We start from the raw sequence: 19,566 nt of genomic DNA, 5'->3' as shown, positions 1-19,566 counted from the left end.
CTCAGTGTTATTGGTTTTGGCAGGGTTGTGGATAACGTGCCTTGCGCTCCAGGTCGTCGAGGTCGATATGGTTGCGCATGTATTGCTGACTGGCGTCTACCAGTGGCTGGTGATCCCAGCTCTTCAGCTTGCCTTCGGTCAGCGCCTCGAACACCAGGCGACGACGGCGTTGGCTGGCGAGTACCTGCTGGTGGATCGCCGGGATGTCCCATTTGGCCCGCGCTTCATTCAAAAACGCCTCGAACAGTGGCCGGTGTTCCGGTGACTGGCTGAGGTCTTCCCGCTCGTGCGGGTCGTTGTGCACATCGAACAGTAGACAAGGGTCGTCTTCGCTGTAGATGAATTTGCAGGCGCCGCGGCGAATCATCATCAGTGGGCTGATGGTGCCTTCGGCCATGTATTCGCCAAAGACTTCGTCGTGCCCGCCCTGCCCTTGCAAGTGCGGGACCAGCGAGCGGCCGTCCAGCGGCAGGCGCGGGTCCAGTTCGCCGCCGGCCAGTTCCACCAGGGTCGGCAGCAGGTCGGCGGTAGACACGGCCTTGGTCACCCGGCCCGGCGCAAATTGCCCCGGGGCACTGACCAGCAGCGGCACGCGGGCGGCCATTTCAAACCAGTGCATTTTGTACCAGAGGCCGCGCTCGCCGAGCATGTCGCCGTGGTCGCCGGAGAAGATGATGATGGTGTCGTCGGCCAGGCCGGTGTCTTCCAGGGTTTGCAGCAGCTTGCCGACATTGCTGTCGATGTAGCTGCACGCGCCGAAGTAGGCGCGGCGGGCGTCGCGGATTTTATCCACAGGCAGCGGCTTGTCCCACAGGTCATAGACCTTGAGCAGACGCTGGGAATGCGGGTCGAGATCTTCCTGGTTCGGCGTTGCAGGCAAAGGGATGTCGTTGTCGTCGTACAGGTTCCAGAACGGCTTGGGAATGGTGTACGGGTCGTGGGGATGGGTCATCGACACGGTCAGGCAGAACGGCTGGTCGCCGTCTTCGCGGATGTGGTCGAACAGGTATTGCTGGGCCTTGAACACAACCTCTTCGTCGAAATCCAGCTGGTTGGTACGCACGCACGGGCCGGCTTGCAGCACCGAGGACATGTTGTGGTACCAGGTGGGGCGTACGTCCGGCTCATCCCAGTTCACCGCCCAGCCATAGTCGGCGGGATAGATGTCGCTGGTCAGGCGTTCTTCATAGCCGTGCAGTTGGTCGGGGCCGCAGAAGTGCATCTTGCCCGACAGCGCGGTGCGATAACCGAGGCGCCTCAGGTAGTGGGCATAGGTCGGCACATCTGCAGGGAAATCCGCCGCGTTGTCGTAGGCGCCGATCTGGCTCGGCAATTGGCCGCTGACCAGGGTGAAGCGTGACGGTGCACACAGCGGGCTGTTGCAATAGGCCGCGTCGAACACCACGCCCTGTTCGGCGAGGCGACTCAAATTCGGCAGCTTGATAGGGGAAGGTCCGTAGAACGGAAGCATCGGCGCGGCCATTTGATCGGCCATGATGAAAAGAATGTTCTTGCGCTTCATAGGTCTTCGGCATTCCATAGGCGGTGTTTATGCGAATGAGCATGCAGCCCATGAAAAATGGGGTAAAGCCCATGACGAGCAATGTCTAGGATAAGCACAGCTTATGTATGAAGCCCTTGGAGACCTGTCCCTCGACCTGCTGCGCGCGTTCGAGGCGGCCGCGCGCCATCGCAGCTTTACTGCAGCAGCGATGGAGTTGGGCACCACTCAGCCGGCCATCAGCCAGCAGATCAAGCGCCTGGAAGAACAACTGGCGATCCGCCTGTTTGACCGCATCTATCGGGGCATCGAGCTGACCGACGCCGGCGCCCTGCTGTTCGAGCATGTGCAAGGCGGTTTGCAGAGCATCAACCAGGGCCTCAGTGTGATTACCCAGCAGGACCAGCACGAAGTGCTGCAAGTGGCCACAGACTTTGCGTTCGCTGCCTACTGGCTGATGCCGCGCCTGCATCGCTTCCACGCTGCCAACCCGCAGGTGGACGTGAGCCTGGTGACCAGCGAGCGCAACCACGCCACCTTGCGCAGCGATATCGATGTGGCGGTGCTGTTTGGCGATGGTCGTTTCAAGCAGGGCGACAGCCTTTGGCTGTTCAACGAGGAAGTGTTTCCGGTGTGCAGCCCGCAGTGGCTCAAGGACCAGGCCACGCCGCTGACCCTGCAGAACTTGCACGACGTTCCTTTGCTGCACCTGCGCCAGGAAAACAACAACCAGTGGTTCGACTGGAGCGGCGTATTCCGCGAACTGGGCATCACCGCCGCGCCCACGCCCGGCCAGCTGCGATTCGACAACTACACCTTATTGATCCAGGCAGCGATTGCCGGCCAAGGGGTGGCGATCGGCTGGCGCCATTTGGTGGATAACCTGCTGGAACAGAATTGGTTGTGCCGACCGATCGGCAACACGGTGGTTTCGCGCTTTGGCTATTACGTGGTGCAGCCCCAGCGCAAGCGGCGTGGGCAGTTGGTCGAACGTTTCGTCGACTGGTTGCAGGCAGAACAGGCCAGCAGCGCGCAGTCCCTGACCGGACTGGCCCTGCCGTCGATTGCGGTCTAGGATTTGCCGCACATTGGATCCGGAGTCCGTCATGCAACGTATCAAGGGCTACCATGCCCATATCTACTTCGATGCCAGCACCCTCGATCAGGCGCGTGCCTTGTGCGAGGACGGCGCGAAACTGTTCCCGCTGCGCATGGGCCGCGTGCATGAGCGGCCCGTAGGCCCGCACCCGGACTGGAGCTGCCAGTTGGCGTTCGACCCCGAATACATTGGGGTGGTGCTGCCGTGGCTGGCGCTGCATCGCAATGGGCTGGTGGTGTTCCTGCACCCTGAAACCGGCGATGACCTGAAGGATCACACCGATTACGCGATCTGGATGGGTGCGATGCGCGAGCTGGACTTGTCGGCTTTTTAACCCCTCCTTATCAGATAGAACCAGTTTCCTCCCGCAGTAAAAAGCGAGGAGCCTGTAGGATTTATCTCGTTTAATCTCAATATGTGGGACAGTTATTTATATATTGAGATATTGCCAGCCGTAGGTTTATATTCGCCCATCTGCTTTTTTCAGCACCCACTCATTTCAGGTGAAGCGATGCAGGCGCAATTGATCGCGCTCGATTGGGGGACCAGCTCCCTTCGTGCTTACAAACTCGGTCCCGCGGGCGTAGTGCTGGAACAGCGCTCGCTGGCGTCGGGCATCATGCATTTGCCCAGCGAGCCCCGGGACATCGGCGGCGTTCGCTGCAGCGATGGCTTCGAGTTGGCGTTTGATGCAGCGTGCGGCGACTGGCTCGACGCCGAGCCAAACCTGGCGGTGATCGCCTGCGGCATGGTCGGCAGCGCCCAGGGTTGGAGCGAGGCGGCGTATCGCAGTACGCCGGTCGACGTCGCCAGCCTGGGCCAGGCGTTGCACAAGGTGCGCAGCCTGCGCGGTGTCGATGTGCATATCGTGCCCGGAGTGATCGAGCAGGTCGGCTTGCCCAATGTGATGCGCGGTGAAGAAACCCAGGTGCTGGGCGTGCTGCAAAGCCTGTCGGCCAGCGGTGAAATGCTGATCGGCCTGCCCGGCAGCCATTCCAAATGGGTCGAGGTGGTGGAAGGCTGCATCACTCATTTCGACACCTTCATGACCGGTGAACTGTTCGCGGTGCTGAGCAAGCACAGCCTGCTTGGTCGTACGCAAAAGGTATCCGAGCAGTTCCAGGCCGAGGCCTTTGACCGCGGTGTTCAAGTGGCGCTGTCGAACGATGGCCAGCGTGGCGTGCTGTCGACCCTGTTCAGTGCGCGCACTCTGGGACTGACCGGCGAACTCACCCCTGAGCAGCAGCCCGACTACCTGTCCGGCCTGCTGATCGGCCATGAACTGGCCGGCTTGCCAGCCAGTGCACGGCACATACCCATCATCCTGGTGGGCGCCGGCCTGCTCTGCGTGCGCTACCAACGCGCCCTCGCCCTCTGCGGTTTCGCCCACGTCAGCCTGGCGCAGGAAGCGACCGAGCGCGGGCTGTGGCAACTGGCAGTGGCCGCCGGACTCACTCAACCTGCAATGGAGGCCTGACATGCTCAAGCAAGCACTCGCACAAAACGGTTTGATCGCCATTCTTCGCGGCATACGCCCGGACGAAGCCCAGGCGGTCGGCCAAGTGCTGTACGACGCCGGGTTTCGCGTGATCGAAGTCCCGCTCAATTCGCCGGACCCTTACACCAGCATTCGCACCCTGCGCGACAGCCTGCCCGCCGATTGCCTGATCGGCGCCGGCACGGTATTGACGCCTGGGCAGGTCGAACAAGTGAAAGCTGCCGGTGGCCAAGTGATCGTCATGCCCCATAGCGATGCCAAGGTCTTGCGCGTCGCGAAAGCCGCCGGCCTGTACCTGTCGCCGGGTGTGGCCACGCCCACCGAAGCGTTCGCGGCGTTGGACGAAGGTGCCGACGTGTTGAAGCTGTTCCCGGCCGAGCAAATGGGCCCTTCTGTGATCAAGGCTTGGCTGGCGGTATTGCCTGCAGGCACGTTGCTGCTGCCGGTGGGCGGCATTACCCCGGACAACATGCAGGTGTTTATCGACGCCGGCGCCAAGGGGTTCGGGCTGGGTTCCGGGTTGTTCAAACCGGGTATGACAGTGGATCAGGTAGCGAGCCGCGCCCAGGCTTATGTCGCCGCCTGGAAAGCCCTGAACTGAGATCAAGTTCCGCGCCCGCAGGCGCTGCATCTATAAGAGAGATAACAGATGAAAATCACCAAACTGACGACCTTTATCGTCCCGCCGCGCTGGTGCTTCCTCAAGGTCGAGACCGACCAGGGCGTGACCGGTTGGGGTGAGCCCGTGGTCGAAGGCCGCGCTCACACCGTGGCCGCTGCTGTCGAGGAACTGTCCGACTACCTGATCGGCAAAGACCCACGCAATATCGAAGACATCTGGACCGTGCTCTACCGCGGTGGCTTCTATCGAGGCGGCGCCGTGCACATGAGCGCCCTCGCCGGCATCGACCAGGCGCTGTGGGACATCAAGGGCAAGGCCCTGGGCGTTTCCGTCAGCGACCTGTTGGGTGGCCAGGTGCGTGACAAGATCCGCGTGTACTCGTGGATCGGCGGCGATCGCCCCGCCGACACCGCCCGCGCCGCCAAAGAGGCCGTGGCCCGTGGTTTTACTGCGGTGAAAATGAACGGCACTGAAGAGTTGCAGTTCGTCGACAGCTTCGAAAAAGTCGACCTGGCCCTGGCCAACGTCGCGGCTGTGCGTGATGCGGTCGGTCCCAACGTAGGCATCGGCGTCGACTTCCATGGTCGTGTGCACAAGCCCATGGCCAAGGTGCTGATGAAAGAACTGGACCCCTACAAGCTGATGTTTATCGAAGAGCCGGTGCTCAGCGAAAACTACGAAGCCCTCAAGGAACTGGCGCCGCTGACCAGCACTCCGATTGCCCTGGGCGAGCGCCTGTTCTCGCGCTGGGACTTCAAGCGCGTGCTCAGCGAAGGCTACGTCGACATCATCCAGCCGGATGCTTCCCACGCGGGCGGTATCACCGAAACCCGCAAGATCGCCAACATGGCCGAAGCCTACGACGTGGCCCTGGCGCTGCACTGCCCGCTGGGCCCGATTGCGTTGGCGGCGTGCCTGCAACTGGATGCGGTTTGCTACAACGCGTTTATCCAGGAGCAAAGCCTGGGCATTCACTACAACGAGAGCAACGACCTGCTCGACTACGTGCGCGACCCGGGCGTGTTCGACTATGACCAGGGCTTTGTGAAGATCCCCAACGGGCCGGGCCTGGGGATCGAGATCAACGAGGAATACGTGATCGAACGTGCAGCCATCGGTCACCGCTGGCGCAACCCGATCTGGCGCCACGCCGACGGCAGTTTCGCCGAGTGGTGATTTCTGCCTGAAAGAACACGGTCAAACATGTGGGAGGGGGCTTGCCCCCTTCCACATTTTGAGCCGGTTTCTTCAGAAGTCCCTTCCTAAACAAACATAAGAATAGGCACCTACCATGCAACCTGAATCCTTGAGCGGGCAGGCTTCTTTAGTCACGCCTACCCGAAAGCGCTACTTCATCATGGTGTTGCTGTTTATCACCGTCGTGATCAACTACCTCGACCGCAGCAACCTGTCGATTGCCGCCCCGGCGCTGACCAGCGAGCTGGGCATCGATCCGGTACATGTCGGGCTGATTTTCTCGGCGTTCGGCTGGACTTACGCCGCCATGCAGATTCCCGGCGGCTGGCTGGTGGACCGGGTGCCGCCGCGCATCCTCTACACCGCCGCCCTGTTGCTCTGGTCCATCGCCACCGTGATGCTCGGCTTTGCCGCCAGCTTCATTGCGCTGTTTGTGCTGCGCATGGCGGTAGGCGCCCTGGAAGCACCGGCCTACCCTATCAACAGCCGCGTGGTCACCAGTTGGTTTCCCGAGCGTGAGCGCGCCACGGCCATTGGCTTTTACACCTCCGGGCAGTTTGTCGGGTTGGCGTTCCTGACGCCGGTCCTGGCCTGGTTGCAGCATCATTACGGCTGGCACATGGTGTTTGTCGTCACTGGCGGAGTGGGCATTCTGTGGGCGGCGATCTGGTATGCCGTGTATCGCGAGCCCCGGGACTTCAAAGGCGTCAACGCAGCCGAAATCGAGTTGATCCGCGAAGGTGGCGGTTTGGTGGACCTCAGTGCACAAGCGGGTAAGACCAAGGCGCCATTCAGCTGGGTCGACCTGGGCATTGTCCTGAGCAAGCGCAAATTGTGGGGCATCTACCTGGGGCAGTTCTGCCTGAACTCCACGTTGTGGTTCTTCCTGACCTGGTTCCCGACCTACCTGGTGAAATACCGCGGCATGGACTTCATCAAGTCCGGCATGCTCGCATCACTGCCCTTCCTCGCGGCCTTCGTCGGCGTGTTGTGCTCGGGGTTGTTTTCCGACTGGCTGATCCGCCGTGGCGCCTCGGTGGGGTTTGCCCGCAAGTTGCCGATCATCAGCGGCCTGCTGATCTCTACGGCGATCATTGGCGCCAACTTCGTCGAATCGACACCGTTGGTCATCGCCTTCCTGGCCTTGGCGTTCTTCGGCAACGGCCTGGCCTCAATCACGTGGTCCCTGGTTTCGACCCTTGCCCCTGCACGTCTGCTGGGACTGACTGGCGGTGTGTTCAACTTCATCGGCAACCTGGCGGCGATTACCACACCAATCGTTATCGGCTTCCTGGCCAGCGGCGATTCGTTTGCGCCGGCGATTACCTATATCGCGGTACTGGCATTGCTTGGGGCGCTTTCTTACATATTGCTCGTAGGTAAAGTTGAACGCATCGAGCTTTAAGCCGGTAGCGGGAAGATTGCTTTCTGGAGACTGACCTCTAATGGCGAGCAGACTTCCCGTGGCGAGCGGGCTTGCCACAGGAAGCTACGTTGCTACAACGTTATTGCGTGGTTTTAGTTGAGTACGCCGTCAAGGATTTCGTAGACGATGCCCGTGCCTACAGCGATCAGTACCACGTCCGGCCCCGAACGGCGCCATTCATAACCTGGATAGACCGGCAGGCGCGCCAGGGCACGGTTGTCCAAGCGCTCGCCGTAGTAGCCATGCGGCAGGGGGCGGCCGCGCACCAGACGCACATTCGGCGGCGGCGGTGCGCCACGGGAGAACTGGCCGTGGTTGTCGCGAATGATCTGGCGTACCGGGCCGAAGTCCTGGGGCGGGCCGCCGCGACGGTCGTCCTGCGGGCCGCGATGGTCGTCGCCACGTTGCTCGTGCTGGCCCTGCGGGGCGCCACGGTCGTCACCCCGCGGGTCAGGCGGCGCGGCTTGCACCAGGGCGCTGGCGCCAAGTACCAGCACACCAAGACCTGCAATCACGGATTTAGGCATTTTCATCGGGTATTCCTCAGGGCACACATACAAAAAAGGGATCTCGAACGCGGTTCGAAATCCCTTGGTCTTGCTGTTTAGGCCGTGATTGCTCGCGTTGATTCCTCTGTATCAGGAACTTTACCTCTCGCTACATGGCGCTTACTTACGGGCGTTGCGCACACCTTCCGACAGCGCCGCGCACAGGCTCAATACGCCATCGATCGCTTGTTGATCGTTACTGGCATTGGCGATGTGATCGATCAGGGCCGAGCCGACCACCACGCCATCGGCCAGGCGCGCGATGGCCGCCGCTTGTTCCGGTGTGCGGATACCAAAACCGATGCTGATCGGCAGGTCGGTATGCCGACGCAGGCGGGCCACGGCTTCTTCGACGTGTTCCAGGGTAGCGGCGCCGGCACCGGTCACACCAGCCACGGATACGTAGTACACAAACCCGGAACTGCCGTTGAGCACGGTCGGCAGGCGCACGTCATCGGTGGTCGGCGTGGTCAGGCGGATAAAGTCGATACCGGCGGCCTGGGCCGGGTCGCACAGCTCGCCGTTATGCTCGGGCGGCATGTCGACCACGATCAGGCCGTCGACGCCGGCCTCTTTGGCGTCAGCGATGAACTCAGGCACACCGTATTTGTGGATCGGGTTGAAGTAGCCCATCAACACCAGCGGGGTATCGTTGTTGTCCTCGCGGAACTCACGCACCATCTGCAGGGTTTTCAGCAGGTTCTGCTTGGCTTCCAGCGCACGGATGTTGGCCAGTTGAATGGCCGGGCCGTCGGCCATTGGGTCGGTGAAGGGCATGCCCAACTCGATCACATCGGCGCCAGCAGCAGGCAAGCCCTTGAGGATCGCCAGCGAAGTGTCATAGCCCGGGTCGCCGGCAGTGACGAAGGTCACCAGGGCGGCGCGGTTCTGTTCTTGGAGTTGCGCAAAGCGGGTTTGCAGGCGGCTCATTTAGTGTTTCTCCTGCTGAGACTGTTCCATGTGGTGCATCACGGTCTGCATGTCTTTGTCGCCACGGCCGGACAGGTTGACCACCATCAGGTGATCCTTCGGCAGGGTCGGCGCGCGCTTGAACACTTCGGCCAGGGCGTGGGCGCTTTCCAGGGCAGGAATGATCCCTTCCAGGCGGCAGCACTTGTGGAAGGCATCCAGGGCTTCGTGGTCAGTCACCGAGGTGTACTGGACGCGGCCGATATCGTGCAACCAGGCGTGTTCCGGGCCGATGCCTGGGTAGTCGAGGCCGGCGGAAATCGAGTGGGCGTCGATGATCTGGCCGTCGTCGTCCTGCAGCAGGAAGGTACGGTTGCCGTGCAGCACACCCGGTACGCCGCCGTTGAGGCTGGCGGCGTGCTTGCCGGTCTCGATGCCGTGGCCGGCGGCTTCAACGCCGATGATCTCGACGCTGGTGTCGTCCAGGAACGGATGGAACAGACCCATGGCGTTGGAACCACCGCCGATGCATGCCACCAGGCTGTCCGGCAGGCGGCCTTCCTGAGCTTGCAGCTGGGTGCGGGTTTCCTTGCCGATCACGGCCTGGAAGTCACGCACCATCGCTGGGTATGGGTGTGGGCCGGCCACGGTGCCGATCAGATAAAAGGTGTCGTCGACGTTGGTCACCCAGTCGCGCAGGGCTTCGTTCATCGCGTCCTTGAGGGTGCCGGTGCCGGCGACCACTGGGATCACTTCAGCGCCCAGCAGCTTCATGCGGAACACGTTGGCCTGTTGGCGCTCGATGTCGGTGGTGCCCATGTAGATCACGCATTGCAGGCCGAAACGCGCGGCCACGGTAGCGGTCGCCACACCGTGCATGCCGGCGCCGGTCTCGGCGATGATGCGTTTCTTGCCCATGCGCCGCGCCAGCAGGATCTGGCCGATGCAGTTGTTGATCTTGTGTGCGCCGGTGTGGTTCAGCTCTTCGCGCTTGAGGTAGATCTTGGCACCGCCGCAGAACTCGGTCAGGCGCTCGGCGAAATACAGCGGGCTTGGGCGGCCGACGTAGTCACGCTGGAAGTAGGCCAATTCTTCGTTGAACGCCGGATCGATCTTGGCCGCTTCGTATTCGCGGGCCAGTTCGAGGATCAACGGCATCAGGGTTTCGGCGACGTAGCGGCCGCCGAACGCGCCAAACAGGCCGTTGGCGTCAGGGCCGTTGCGCAGATCGGTCTGGGACTGAGTCATGGGACGCTCCAGGTAGGAATTTGTGTGAGAAGCAATGACGGTCACTCTACCCCTCACATCCGGTGCTGAAAACCGATAAGATCGCTGCAACATGTCAGGAAAACTCACAGATGAGCCGAGACCTCCCACCCCTCAATGCCCTGCGCGCCTTTGAAGCCACCGCGCGCCTGAACAGCGTCAGCCAGGCTGCCGAGCAACTGCACGTGACCCACGGCGCGGTCAGCCGCCAATTGAAGGTGCTGGAAGAGCATTTGGGGGTCAGCTTGTTCATCAAGGATGGACGCGGCATTAAACTCACAGATGCAGGTGTGCGGTTGCGAGATGCCAGCGCCGAGGCGTTCGAGCGCTTGCGCGACGTCTGCGCCGAACTCACCCAGGCCAGCGCTGATGCGCCGTTCGTGCTCGGTTGTTCGGGCAGCCTGCTGGCGCGCTGGTTGATCCCGCGCCTGGGTCGCTTGAATGCCGACCTGCCGGACCTGCGCCTGCACCTGTCGGCGGGTGACGGCGACCTCGACCCCCGACGCCCCGGTCTCGATGCCCTGCTGGTCTTCGCCGAACCACCGTGGCCGGCGGATATGCAAGTGTATGAGCTGGCGAGCGAGTGTATCGGGCCGGTGATGAGCCCGCGTTTTGCCGGGTACGAACGCCTGCGCCAGGCGCCGCCGCAAGCCTTGTGTGGCGAAGCCTTATTGCACACCACTTCACGCCCGCAAGCCTGGCCCAGTTGGGCGCAACAGCACGGCATCGAGCCCGGCGCGTTGAAACACGGCCAAGGTTTTGAGCATTTGTATTATTTGCTGGAGGCGGCGGTGGCGGGGTTGGGCGTGGCGATTGCGCCGCAGCCGCTGGTGGCAGAGGACCTGCGCGCGGGTCGCCTGGTGGCGCCGTGGGGTTTCAGTGAAACCCCGGCGCACCTGGCGTTGTGGCTACCCAAGCGCGCCGCAGACGGGCGCGCGAGTCAGTTGGCGCACTGGCTCAAGGCTGAGCTGGCGCGCCAGCCGGTATAGCCGGTCAATCAGTCACCGCGTTTGCACAGCAGGTAAGCCGCCAGCAGGCCCAACGCGCCAACGGCGACGCCGGCGGTAGTCCATGGGTGCTCTTGTGCGTAGTCCCGGGTGGCAACACCGGTTTCACGGATTTTGACTTTGCTTTCTTCGTAGGCGTCGCTGATCAGGTGACGAGAGTGCTTGAGGGCATTCTCGGCATTGCTTTTCAGGGCCTTCAGCGTTTTGCGCGACTCATCGGACGCATCGTCCTTGAGGCTCTCAAGGGACTTGAGCAGGCTCGAAATCTCGGCTTCCATGCTTTCCAGCGACGCTTTGCGTAAAGAAGTGTTGGCCATTTGGAATCTCCTGAAGTGATTGAGTGGCGTGTGTAGATACCGACTGCGGCCGTTTCAGAAAGTGCAGTAAATCTGAACTTTCAGGTAGGAACGGTCGCCAGAAGCAGTATGAACAATGACTGCTAGGCTTTATTGACGACCCTCAGGAGAAACACCATGTCTGATCATCACACCTACAAGAAAGTGGAATTGGTAGGTTCGTCCACCACCAGCATCGAAGACGCAATCAACAATGCCCTGGCCGAAGCCAACAAGAGCATCAAGCACTTGGAATGGTTTGAGGTGACGGAAACCCGTGGTCATATCAAGGACGGCAAGGTCGCGCACTATCAGGTTACGCTCAAGGTGGGGTTCCGAATTGCCAGTAGTTGATCGCGTCGGTTGAACTTGCCGGCTGGCCGATTGCCATAACTTGCGCTACAAACAATGGGTGCCGATGCCAGCAGCGTCGGCACGCTCGTTTCAATCAGCGCAAGGAAAGTGACGGATGAAGAAGCTCCTGTTAGCGGTAGGTTTGTTGAGCATTGCGGGCACGGCCCTGGCGGCGGGCAAGCCTTGTGAAGAGCTGAAAAGCGAAATTGCAGCGAAAATCGACGCCAAGGGCGCTTCGGGTTATTCGCTGGAAGTTGTGGATAAAGGCACCTCGACCGACGCTAAAGTGGTCGGTACCTGTGAAGGTGGTACCAAGGAAATCGTCTACAAGCGCGGTTAATCCCGTGTCGCAGACATAAAAAACCGACGCGGGTGCGTCGGTTTTTTTTAGTCGGGGGTTTAGCCCTTCATCAACTGCGCCAGCAGCTCGTAGGAATGAATCCGGTCGGCGTGCTCGTACAGGTCGCAGGTGAAGATCAATTCGTCCGCGCCGGTCTGTTCGATCAACACTTCCAGCTTGGCGCGGATCTTCGCTGGGCTACCCACCATCGCCAGGCCAAGGAAGCTGCCGACCGCGTCTTTTTCATGGGGCAGCCACAGGCCGTCCATGGTTTTCACTGGTGGGCGCTGCACCAGGCTCTGCCCGCGCATCAAGGCGAGGATGCGTTGGTACACCGAGGTGGCCAGGAAGTCGGCGTGCTCATCGGTGTCGGCCGCCACCAGCGGAATGCCGAGCATCACGTAAGGCTTGTCCAGCACAGCCGAAGGCTTGAAGTGATTGCGGTACACGCGAATCGCCTCGTGCATCAAACGCGGTGCGAAATGGGAGGCGAAGGCGTAGGGCAAACCGCGTTCGCCCGCCAGTTGCGCGCTGAACAGGCTGGAGCCCAGCAGCCACACCGGTACGTTGGTGCCGGTGCCGGGCACCGCAATCACCCGTTGGTCCGGTGTGCGTGGCCCGAGGTAGGCCATCAGCTCGGCCACGTCTTCCGGGAAGTCATCCGCGCTGCCGGAGCGCTCGCGGCGCAGAGCGCGAGCGGTCATCTGGTCGGAGCCGGGCGCGCGGCCCAGGCCCAGGTCGATACGCCCGGGGTAGAGGCTTTCCAGGGTGCCGAACTGCTCGGCGATCACCAGCGGTGCATGGTTGGGCAGCATCACGCCGCCGGAGCCGACGCGAATCGTCGAGGTACCGCCGGCCAGGTAACCCAGCAATACCGAGGTGGCCGAGCTGGCGATGCCATCCATATTGTGGTGTTCCGCCACCCAGAAACGGTGGTAGCCGAACTTTTCCACATGCTGGGCCAAATCCAGGGAATTGCGCAGCGACTGCGCCGGGCTGCCGTTGGCGCGCACCGGCACGAGGTCGAGGGTCGAGAACTTTACGTCGGACAGCGATTTCATAAGCCTGCTTCTCCAAAGGGGGGCGCAGGCTTCTTAGACGAACCAAAACCTGCCGCTTCATGTGCATGTCCTATGCAATGAGGGCATATACCCGAGATTCAATAGCGAGGGTTAAATTTCCTACTTAATCGCTAGGTCTCTCTTACAAATGAACTTTGCCTTGGCGTCTATCCTCAGAACCTTACCGACGCAAAACCACCGTTCGAGGAGAAAGCTATGAGTATCGTTAAAAAGGCATCCGCGCATTGGGAAGGTGATCTGAAGACTGGCCTGGGCTCCATTTCCACCGAAACCGGCGTGCTGCGCGAAGCACCCTACGGCTTCAAGGCCCGTTTCGAAGGCGGCAAGGGCACCAACCCCGAAGAATTGATCGGCGCGGCCCACGCTGGCTGTTTCTCCATGGCCTTTTCCATGATTCTGGGCGACGCTGGGCTCAAGGCTGACAGCATCGACACCCAGGCCGAAGTGACCCTGGACCAGATCGATGGCGGCTTCGCGATCACCGCCGTGCACTTGGTGCTCAAGGCCAAGATCCCAGGCGCCAGCCAGGCGCAGTTCGATGAATTGAGCAAGAAGGCCAAGGAAGGGTGCCCGGTGTCCAAGGTACTGAATGCGAAGATCAGCCTGGATGCCACGCTGGTTAGCTGACACAGCAGGTCCACTGTGGGAGGGGGCTCGCCCCCGATAGCGGTCTATCAGTAACAGCGATGTTGACTGATGCACTGCTATCGGGAGCAAGCCCCCTCCCACATTTTGTTCTGCGTTAAATCAGAACTCGTGTTTCCCGAATGTGGTCCTATAGCCTATGCAGCCTTAGGCGCACACCCGTGCGCATGCATTCAGGGAGCTTCACACATGAAACGTTTTGCCTTGGCGATCATCTGCGGTGTGTTGGCCACATCGGCTGTGGCCGCACCAAAAGACTGCGAAGAGCTCAGGAAAGAGATTGAGGTCAAGATCCAGGCGAACGCCGTTCCGTCCTACACCTTGGAAATTGTCAGCAAGGAAGAAGCTGACAAGCACGACGTCGCCATGGTCGTCGGCAGCTGTGAGAACGGTACCAAAGCCATCATCTATCAGAAGAACAACGACTGATCAGAGACAGTTGACGCTGCGTTCTTCCGCCAGCAATTGGCGAGCGGCGTTATACAGCCGGATATTCGGCGTGAAGGCCAATGAGCGCCCTTCCAGGCGATAGCGTTGGCCAGCCTCGAAATGGTCGTACTGCAGGGTGATGAAACAGGTGCGGTCGGCGGTTTGCCCAAAGCCATTGAGGCTGCCGCCGGTGGGCACCTCGAAATCAAAGCGCACCATCAGCTCGTGACTGCCCGGTGGCACCTGGAAGTAGCGTCCGTCAGGCAGATTCTTACCATCCAGGCGCTGCGCCATCACCAGCTTGGCTCCCGGCGTCGGCGTAGCAAAATCGACCCAGGCCTGATGCGGGTCGGCCGGCGGCAGGGGGGGCGAAGCGCAGGCGCTGAGCAACAGGGCGACGACGGGAAGCAGGAGCTGGCGCATGGCAGTTACTCAACGCAAGGAGAGCTTTGAGTATAAACACGCTACGACGTGGAAAAATCCCCTTCAGGCGCGATAGTCTGGCGAACAAATCACCCAGGAGCGGTCGGTGCATGGTCAGGCGTTTTCTTCCAGGGTTGCTGGTTGTGCTGCTCAGTGGTTGCTCCAGCGTCAGTTACTACAGCCAATTGGCGGACGGCCAGTGGCAGCTGTTGCGGGCTCGGGAGCCGGTTGCCGAGGTCATCGCCGATCCATCGACGCCGCAGTTGCTGCGTGATCATCTGGTTCAATCACAGAAAGCTCGAACCTTCGCCAGCGAACACCTGCATCTGCCTGACAACCAAAGTTACCGGCTGTATGCCGATATTGGCCGTCCTTATGTAGTCTGGAATGTCTTCGCTACGCAGGAATTTTCCCTGGCGCCTCAAACCCATTGCTTCCCCATTGCCGGTTGCGTGGCCTATCGCGGCTATTACAGCCAAGGCGCGGCGCGCGGTGAAGCGGCGTTGTTGCGCCAACAAGGCATGGACGTGTCGATTGGCGGCGTGGAAGCCTATTCAACCTTGGGTTGGTTCAACGACCCGATCATGAATTCGATGATGAACTGGGGCGACGAACGCCTGGCCACGCTGATCTTCCATGAGCTGGCGCACCAGCGGTTCTACGTGAAGGACGACACCGAATTCAACGAGTCGTTTGCCAGCTTCGTCGAGCAGGAAGGCACCCGCCAGTGGCGCGCGGCCCAGGGCCTGGCGCCGCTTGGCAACTCGACGCGGCAACAGCGGGACCAATTTACCCAACTGATCCTCGATACACGTCAGCGCCTGGAAAAACTCTACGCGCAACCGCTGGCTGCCGAGGCGATGCGCCAGGCCAAGGCGGCCGAATTCGAGGATTTGCGTCGTGCGTACCGGCAGATGTGCGATAGCCAATGGGGTGGAGACAAGCGTTATGACGCCTGGATGAACCTGCCGATGAACAATGCGCGGTTGTTGCCGTTCGGGCTGTATGACCGGTGGGTGCCGGCGTTTGCGGCGTTATTCAGGCAGGAAGGTGGGGATTGGCCGAAGTTCTACGCGGCGGTGGAGAAGATGGGCGAGTTGCCGGTGGTGCAGCGCAAGGCTGCGTTGAGGCAGTTGGAAGGGGTTGATCCGTAGGGCCTCATCGGGGGCTTGCCCCCGATGGCGGTCTCAGGGCCGCTGCAAAAACGCCTGATGCATCTGCGCCAGCGTCTCAAAGTGCCAGGTCGGCGCCTCAGCATTCAACTCTTCGAAACTACCAAACCCATAACCGACGGCCGCCGAATCCAGCCCATTGCTGCGCGCCCCGATCAGGTCGTGCTTACGATCACCAATCATCAAGGTGGTGGACGGGTCCAGGCCTTCTTCGCTGATCAAATGCGCAATCAACTCGACCTTGTTGGTGCGTGTCCCGTCCAGTTCGCTGCCGTAGATCACTTTGAAGTGCCTGGCAAAATCGAAATGCCGCGCGATCTCGCGGGCAAACACCCAGGGCTTGGATGTGGCGACGTACAACTGGCGGCCCTGTTTGCCCAGGTCTTCAAGTAGCGGCATCACGCCGTCGAATACGCGGTTTTCATACAGCCCGGTGACTTTGAAGCGCTCGCGGTAGAAATTCACTGCCTCCCAGGCCTTGGCCTCATCGAAGTCGTAGAACTGCATGAAGGCTTGCAGCAATGGCGGGCCGATGAAGTGTTCGAGTTGGGTCAGGTCGGGTTCGTCGATGCCCAATTTGCCAAGGGCGTACTGGATCGAGCGGGTGATGCCCTCGCGCGGGTCGGTGAGGGTGCCATCCAGGTCGAACAGCACGGTTTGGTAATGGAGGGTCATTGGTCGAATCCTTCAGCCAGGTGCAGGTCTTTGAGCTTCACGTAGTTCGCGGCGCTGTAGGTGAAAAAGGCGCGTTCCTTGTCAGTCAGCGGGCGGATTTGTTTAACCGGGCTGCCGACATACAAAAAACCGCTGTCGAGCTTCTTGCCCGGTGGCACCAGGCTGCCGGCGCCGATGATGACGTCGTCCTCCACCACGGCGCCGTCCATCACGATGCTGCCCATGCCGATCAAAATCCGGTTGCCCACCGTGCAGCCGTGCAGCATGACTTTGTGTGCGATGGTCACGTCATCGCCGATCAGCAAGGGAAAACCGTCCGGATTGAAGGGGCCTGCGTGAGTGATGTGCAGCACGCAGCCGTCCTGCACGCTGGTGCGCGCGCCGATACGGATGCGGTGCATGTCGCCGCGAATCACGGTCAGCGGCCAGACCGAGCTGTCGGTGCCGATTTCGACATCGCCGATCACCACCGCCGAAATATCGACAAAAGCCCCGGCGCCCAGGGTTGGCGTGTGGTTCTGATAGGTGCGAAGGGTCACGATAGCCTCTCTCTTATGTGCTGATAGCTGCGGTGGACGTTGATTGTAATTAAGATGGCCCCATCTTTGTTCTTACATGTTTCTTCAGCCAAGGTGCCAACCGTGAGCGCGAACAACCCTCTTCTGCAGTCCTACGACCTGCCGCCGTTCTCGGCGATCCGTGCCGAGCACGTGCAGCCGGCCATCGAACAGATCCTCGCCGACAACCGTGTTGCCATCGAAGGCATCCTGCAAAGCCAGGGTAAAAATCCGACATGGGCCGGTCTGGTGCTGGCCATGGACGAACTGAATGATCGCCTGGGCGCCGCCTGGAGCCCGGTCAGCCATCTCAATGCTGTGTGCAACAGCGCCGAGCTGCGCGAAGCCTACGAGGCGTGCCTGCCGGCATTGAGCGCCTATTCCACCGAGATGGGCCAGAACCGCGCGCTGTTCCAAGCCTTCGAAGCCCTGGCCAACAGCCCGGAAGCCGCCGGTTTCGACGTGGCGCAAAAAACCATCCTTGAACACTCCCTGCGCGACTTCCGCCTCTCGGGTATCGACTTGCCGCCTGAGCAGCAAAAACGTTACGCCGAAGTGCAGAGCAAGCTTTCCGAGCTGGGCAGCAAATTCTCCAACCAACTGCTGGACGCCACCCAGGCGTGGACCAAGCACGTCACCGAGGAAGCCACCCTCGCCGGCCTGACCGATTCGGCCAAGGCGCAGATGGCCGCTGCCGCGCGGGCCAAAGGCCTCGACGGCTGGCTGATCACCCTGGAGTTTCCAAGCTACTACGCGGTCATGACCTACGCCCAGGACCGCGCCCTGCGCGAAGAAATCTACGCGGCCTACTGCACCCGTGCGTCAGACCAAGGCCCGAATGCCGGTCAGAACGATAACGGCCCGGTGATGGAACAGATCCTCGACTTGCGTCAGGAACTGGCCAAGCTCCTGGGTTACGCCTCGTTCTCCGAGCTGAGCCTGGCCACCAAGATGGCCGAGTCCAGCGACCAGGTGCTGAGCTTCCTGCGTGACCTGGCCAAGCGCAGCAAGCCGTTCGCTGCCCAGGACCTGCAACAGCTCAAGGCCTACGCCGCCGAACAAGGCTGCGCCGACCTGCAAAGCTGGGACAGCGGTTTCTACGGCGAAAAGCTGCGTGAGCAGCGCTACAGCGTGTCCCAGGAAGCCCTGCGCGCCTACTTCCCGATCGACAAGGTGCTGGGCGGCCTGTTCGCCATTGTGCAGCGTTTGTACGGCATCGAGATTGCCGAGCAAAAAGGCTTCGACACCTGGCACCCGGATGTTCGCCTATTTGAAATCAAGGAAAACGGCCAGCACGTCGGGCGCTTCTTCTTCGACCTGTACGCCCGCGCCAATAAGCGTGGCGGTGCCTGGATGGACGGCGCACGCGACCGCCGCCGCACCATCGACGGCGTGCTGCAAAGCCCGGTGGCGAACCTGGTGTGCAACTTCACCCCGGCCGACAGCGGCAAGCCTGCCCTGCTGACCCACGATGAAGTGACCACCCTGTTCCACGAATTCGGCCATGGCCTGCATCACCTGCTGACCCGCGTCGAGCATGCCGGCGTGTCCGGTATCAATGGTGTGGCGTGGGATGCGGTGGAATTGCCGAGCCAGTTCATGGAGAACTGGTGCTGGGAGCCGGAAGGCCTGGCGCTGATCTCCGGCCACTATGAAAGCGGCGAGCCACTGCCCCAGGACCTGCTGGAAAAAATGCTCGCGGCGAAGAACTTCCAGTCCGGCCTGATGATGGTGCGCCAGCTGGAGTTCTCGCTGTTCGACTTCGAGTTGCATGCCACCCATGGCGATGGCCGCAGCGTGGCCCAGGTGCTCGAAGGCGTGCGCGATGAGGTGTCGGTGATGCGTCCTCCTGCCTACAACCGTTTCCCCAACAGCTTTGCGCACATCTTTGCCGGCGGTTATGCCGCGGGTTACTACAGCTACAAATGGGCCGAAGTGCTGTCGGCGGATGCCTTCTCCAAATTCGAAGAAGACGGCGTGCTCAACGCCGAGACCGGTCGTGCCTTCCGTGAGGCAATCCTGGCGCGTGGCGGTTCCCAGGCGCCGATGGTGCTGTTCGTCGACTTCCGCGGACGTGCACCGTCGATTGACGCACTCTTGCGCCACAGCGGCCTGAGTGAGGACGCAGCAGCATGAGCGAAGGGCCTGTGACTACCAAAAAGCAATTTATCGCCGGGGCGGTGTGCCCGGCGTGCAGCGAACCGGACAAGTTGAAGATGTGGACCGAGGACAGCGTGCCGCATCGCGAATGCGTGGCCTGCGGGTATACCGATACGCTCAATGACCAAGGGCTGTCGGTGCCCAAGGAGTTGGGCACGCGGGTGAATACGTCTGCGCTTAAAGCGCCAGCCGATCCCAAGGTTCAGGCAGTGCAATTCTTCCCGAATCCGAAATTGAAAAAAGACTAACGGTCCTACGCGGGCCAATGTGGGAGGGGGCTTGCCCCCGATAGCGCAAGGTCAGTCAGCCTCTGGATTGGCT

Annotated in this window: 23 protein-coding genes; 14 read left to right on the top strand and 9 right to left on the bottom strand. The window is 61.1% G+C overall.

Annotation, left to right across the window (positions count from 1 at the left end; all coding sequences use genetic code 11):
• Window positions 1–7: 7 nt before the first annotated feature.
• Window positions 8–1,522, bottom strand: a complete 1,515-nt coding sequence (gene betC / locus HCF10_RS15115; protein ID WP_167655875.1) for a choline-sulfatase — start codon at window positions 1,520–1,522, stop codon at window positions 8–10.
• A 103-nt stretch (window positions 1,523–1,625) separates the two neighbouring features.
• On the opposite strand from betC, the gene HCF10_RS15110 reads away from it, so the two are divergent.
• From HCF10_RS15110 to HCF10_RS15085, 6 genes are all read left to right on the top strand, one after another.
• Window positions 1,626–2,576, top strand: a complete 951-nt coding sequence (locus HCF10_RS15110) for a choline sulfate utilization transcriptional regulator (protein ID WP_167655874.1) — start codon at window positions 1,626–1,628, stop codon at window positions 2,574–2,576.
• A 31-nt stretch (window positions 2,577–2,607) separates the two neighbouring features.
• A complete protein-coding gene (locus HCF10_RS15105; protein ID WP_131699609.1) occupies window positions 2,608–2,934 on the top strand; it encodes a DOPA 4,5-dioxygenase family protein in 327 nt (108 codons plus the stop codon).
• Between the two features lie 177 nt (window positions 2,935–3,111).
• Window positions 3,112–4,077, top strand: a complete 966-nt coding sequence (locus HCF10_RS15100; protein WP_131699608.1) for a 2-dehydro-3-deoxygalactonokinase — start codon at window positions 3,112–3,114, stop codon at window positions 4,075–4,077.
• A 1-nt stretch (window position 4,078) separates the two neighbouring features.
• Window positions 4,079–4,699: a 2-dehydro-3-deoxy-6-phosphogalactonate aldolase gene (locus HCF10_RS15095; protein WP_167655873.1), complete on the top strand. Its 621-nt coding sequence runs from the start codon at window positions 4,079–4,081 to the stop codon at window positions 4,697–4,699.
• Window positions 4,700–4,747: 48 nt separating this feature from the next.
• Window positions 4,748–5,896, top strand: coding sequence for a galactonate dehydratase (gene dgoD, locus HCF10_RS15090; RefSeq protein ID WP_003170741.1), 1,149 nt, complete (start codon window positions 4,748–4,750; stop codon window positions 5,894–5,896).
• Window positions 5,897–6,011: 115 nt separating this feature from the next.
• Complete coding sequence (locus HCF10_RS15085) at window positions 6,012–7,322, top strand: MFS transporter (protein WP_131699606.1); 1,311 nt, start codon at window positions 6,012–6,014, stop codon at window positions 7,320–7,322.
• A gap of 113 nt (window positions 7,323–7,435) precedes the next feature.
• On the opposite strand, the gene HCF10_RS15080 is transcribed toward HCF10_RS15085, so the two are convergent.
• The 3 genes from HCF10_RS15080 to trpB form a co-directional block, all read right to left on the bottom strand.
• Window positions 7,436–7,876: an anti-virulence regulator CigR family protein gene (locus HCF10_RS15080; protein ID WP_167655872.1), complete on the bottom strand. Its 441-nt coding sequence runs from the start codon at window positions 7,874–7,876 to the stop codon at window positions 7,436–7,438.
• A gap of 135 nt (window positions 7,877–8,011) precedes the next feature.
• Window positions 8,012–8,821, bottom strand: coding sequence for a tryptophan synthase subunit alpha (gene trpA, locus HCF10_RS15075; RefSeq protein WP_167655871.1), 810 nt, complete (start codon window positions 8,819–8,821; stop codon window positions 8,012–8,014).
• Window positions 8,822–10,048, bottom strand: coding sequence for a tryptophan synthase subunit beta (trpB, locus tag HCF10_RS15070; RefSeq protein ID WP_131699603.1), 1,227 nt, complete (start codon window positions 10,046–10,048; stop codon window positions 8,822–8,824).
• Window positions 10,049–10,158: 110 nt separating this feature from the next.
• On the opposite strand from trpB, the gene HCF10_RS15065 reads away from it, so the two are divergent.
• The gene (locus HCF10_RS15065) at window positions 10,159–11,055 is read left to right on the top strand and encodes a LysR family transcriptional regulator (RefSeq protein ID WP_131699602.1); all 897 of its coding nucleotides are present in this window, start codon (window positions 10,159–10,161) and stop codon (window positions 11,053–11,055) included.
• A gap of 8 nt (window positions 11,056–11,063) precedes the next feature.
• On the opposite strand, the gene HCF10_RS15060 is transcribed toward HCF10_RS15065, so the two are convergent.
• Entirely contained in the window at window positions 11,064–11,390 is a 327-nt protein-coding gene (locus HCF10_RS15060; RefSeq protein WP_003170746.1) for a DUF883 family protein, read from the bottom strand.
• 156 nt (window positions 11,391–11,546) lie between these two features.
• On the opposite strand from HCF10_RS15060, the gene HCF10_RS15055 reads away from it, so the two are divergent.
• On the top strand, window positions 11,547–11,762 hold the full coding sequence (locus tag HCF10_RS15055) for a dodecin (RefSeq protein ID WP_027608132.1): 216 nt from the start codon (window positions 11,547–11,549) through the stop codon (window positions 11,760–11,762).
• Window positions 11,763–11,877: 115 nt separating this feature from the next.
• Window positions 11,878–12,102, top strand: a complete 225-nt coding sequence (locus tag HCF10_RS15050) for a DUF1161 domain-containing protein (protein ID WP_131699601.1) — start codon at window positions 11,878–11,880, stop codon at window positions 12,100–12,102.
• A 59-nt stretch (window positions 12,103–12,161) separates the two neighbouring features.
• On the opposite strand, the gene HCF10_RS15045 is transcribed toward HCF10_RS15050, so the two are convergent.
• Entirely contained in the window at window positions 12,162–13,163 is a 1,002-nt protein-coding gene (locus tag HCF10_RS15045) for an LLM class flavin-dependent oxidoreductase (RefSeq protein WP_145338362.1), read from the bottom strand.
• Between the two features lie 216 nt (window positions 13,164–13,379).
• Here HCF10_RS15045 and HCF10_RS15040 point away from each other — a divergent pair, with 216 nt between their 5' ends.
• Together HCF10_RS15040 and HCF10_RS15035 are read left to right on the top strand one after the other, a co-directional pair.
• Entirely contained in the window at window positions 13,380–13,811 is a 432-nt protein-coding gene (locus tag HCF10_RS15040) for an OsmC family protein (RefSeq protein ID WP_167655870.1), read from the top strand.
• A 207-nt stretch (window positions 13,812–14,018) separates the two neighbouring features.
• Window positions 14,019–14,258: a DUF1161 domain-containing protein gene (locus HCF10_RS15035; RefSeq protein ID WP_017734725.1), complete on the top strand. Its 240-nt coding sequence runs from the start codon at window positions 14,019–14,021 to the stop codon at window positions 14,256–14,258.
• Here the strand turns inward: HCF10_RS15035 and HCF10_RS15030 are convergent, their stop codons facing one another.
• Entirely contained in the window at window positions 14,259–14,681 is a 423-nt protein-coding gene (locus tag HCF10_RS15030; protein WP_167655869.1) for a PA0061/PA0062 family lipoprotein, read from the bottom strand.
• A 110-nt stretch (window positions 14,682–14,791) separates the two neighbouring features.
• On the opposite strand from HCF10_RS15030, the gene HCF10_RS15025 reads away from it, so the two are divergent.
• Window positions 14,792–15,835 (top strand): aminopeptidase, encoded by a 1,044-nt coding sequence (locus HCF10_RS15025; protein ID WP_167655868.1) that lies wholly within the window; start codon window positions 14,792–14,794, stop codon window positions 15,833–15,835.
• A 33-nt stretch (window positions 15,836–15,868) separates the two neighbouring features.
• Here HCF10_RS15025 and HCF10_RS15020 read toward each other — a convergent pair whose 3' ends face one another.
• Together HCF10_RS15020 and HCF10_RS15015 are read right to left on the bottom strand one after the other, a co-directional pair.
• On the bottom strand, window positions 15,869–16,528 hold the full coding sequence (locus HCF10_RS15020) for an HAD family hydrolase (protein ID WP_167655867.1): 660 nt from the start codon (window positions 16,526–16,528) through the stop codon (window positions 15,869–15,871).
• Window positions 16,525–17,067, bottom strand: a complete 543-nt coding sequence (locus tag HCF10_RS15015) for a gamma carbonic anhydrase family protein (protein WP_027608127.1) — start codon at window positions 17,065–17,067, stop codon at window positions 16,525–16,527. Before HCF10_RS15015 ends, HCF10_RS15020 begins: the two co-directional genes overlap by 4 nt.
• A gap of 102 nt (window positions 17,068–17,169) precedes the next feature.
• On the opposite strand from HCF10_RS15015, the gene prlC reads away from it, so the two are divergent.
• Window positions 17,170–19,221 (top strand): oligopeptidase A, encoded by a 2,052-nt coding sequence (gene prlC / locus HCF10_RS15010; protein ID WP_167655866.1) that lies wholly within the window; start codon window positions 17,170–17,172, stop codon window positions 19,219–19,221.
• Window positions 19,218–19,493 (top strand): YheV family putative zinc ribbon protein, encoded by a 276-nt coding sequence (locus HCF10_RS15005; RefSeq protein WP_167655865.1) that lies wholly within the window; start codon window positions 19,218–19,220, stop codon window positions 19,491–19,493. The genes prlC and HCF10_RS15005 overlap by 4 nt, the downstream gene beginning before the upstream one ends.
• Window positions 19,494–19,566: the final 73 nt, after the last annotated feature.

This window comes from Pseudomonas sp. B14(2022) (assembly GCF_012030485.1).
In the GTDB taxonomy this organism is placed as follows: domain Bacteria; phylum Pseudomonadota; class Gammaproteobacteria; order Pseudomonadales; family Pseudomonadaceae; genus Aquipseudomonas.
Note: the sequence above shows the minus strand (reverse complement) of the source record. Positions and strands in the feature narration are given on the sequence as shown.

What these genes read in the sequence shown, in the direction of transcription:
- betC (WP_167655875.1), bottom strand. Translation starts at nt 1,522, where the DNA reads ATGAAGCGCAAGAACATTCTTTTCATCATGGCCGATCAAATGGCCGCG.
- HCF10_RS15110 (WP_167655874.1), top strand. Translation starts at nt 1,626, where the DNA reads ATGTATGAAGCCCTTGGAGACCTGTCCCTCGACCTGCTGCGCGCGTTC.
- HCF10_RS15105 (WP_131699609.1), top strand. Translation starts at nt 2,608, where the DNA reads ATGCAACGTATCAAGGGCTACCATGCCCATATCTACTTCGATGCCAGC.
- HCF10_RS15100 (WP_131699608.1), top strand. Translation starts at nt 3,112, where the DNA reads ATGCAGGCGCAATTGATCGCGCTCGATTGGGGGACCAGCTCCCTTCGT.
- HCF10_RS15095 (WP_167655873.1), top strand. Translation starts at nt 4,079, where the DNA reads ATGCTCAAGCAAGCACTCGCACAAAACGGTTTGATCGCCATTCTTCGC.
- dgoD (WP_003170741.1), top strand. Translation starts at nt 4,748, where the DNA reads ATGAAAATCACCAAACTGACGACCTTTATCGTCCCGCCGCGCTGGTGC.
- HCF10_RS15085 (WP_131699606.1), top strand. Translation starts at nt 6,012, where the DNA reads ATGCAACCTGAATCCTTGAGCGGGCAGGCTTCTTTAGTCACGCCTACC.
- HCF10_RS15080 (WP_167655872.1), bottom strand. Translation starts at nt 7,876, where the DNA reads ATGAAAATGCCTAAATCCGTGATTGCAGGTCTTGGTGTGCTGGTACTT.
- trpA (WP_167655871.1), bottom strand. Translation starts at nt 8,821, where the DNA reads ATGAGCCGCCTGCAAACCCGCTTTGCGCAACTCCAAGAACAGAACCGC.
- trpB (WP_131699603.1), bottom strand. Translation starts at nt 10,048, where the DNA reads ATGACTCAGTCCCAGACCGATCTGCGCAACGGCCCTGACGCCAACGGC.
- HCF10_RS15065 (WP_131699602.1), top strand. Translation starts at nt 10,159, where the DNA reads ATGAGCCGAGACCTCCCACCCCTCAATGCCCTGCGCGCCTTTGAAGCC.
- HCF10_RS15060 (WP_003170746.1), bottom strand. Translation starts at nt 11,390, where the DNA reads ATGGCCAACACTTCTTTACGCAAAGCGTCGCTGGAAAGCATGGAAGCC.
- HCF10_RS15055 (WP_027608132.1), top strand. Translation starts at nt 11,547, where the DNA reads ATGTCTGATCATCACACCTACAAGAAAGTGGAATTGGTAGGTTCGTCC.
- HCF10_RS15050 (WP_131699601.1), top strand. Translation starts at nt 11,878, where the DNA reads ATGAAGAAGCTCCTGTTAGCGGTAGGTTTGTTGAGCATTGCGGGCACG.
- HCF10_RS15045 (WP_145338362.1), bottom strand. Translation starts at nt 13,163, where the DNA reads ATGAAATCGCTGTCCGACGTAAAGTTCTCGACCCTCGACCTCGTGCCG.
- HCF10_RS15040 (WP_167655870.1), top strand. Translation starts at nt 13,380, where the DNA reads ATGAGTATCGTTAAAAAGGCATCCGCGCATTGGGAAGGTGATCTGAAG.
- HCF10_RS15035 (WP_017734725.1), top strand. Translation starts at nt 14,019, where the DNA reads ATGAAACGTTTTGCCTTGGCGATCATCTGCGGTGTGTTGGCCACATCG.
- HCF10_RS15030 (WP_167655869.1), bottom strand. Translation starts at nt 14,681, where the DNA reads ATGCGCCAGCTCCTGCTTCCCGTCGTCGCCCTGTTGCTCAGCGCCTGC.
- HCF10_RS15025 (WP_167655868.1), top strand. Translation starts at nt 14,792, where the DNA reads ATGGTCAGGCGTTTTCTTCCAGGGTTGCTGGTTGTGCTGCTCAGTGGT.
- HCF10_RS15020 (WP_167655867.1), bottom strand. Translation starts at nt 16,528, where the DNA reads ATGACCCTCCATTACCAAACCGTGCTGTTCGACCTGGATGGCACCCTC.
- HCF10_RS15005 (WP_167655865.1), top strand. Translation starts at nt 19,218, where the DNA reads ATGAGCGAAGGGCCTGTGACTACCAAAAAGCAATTTATCGCCGGGGCG.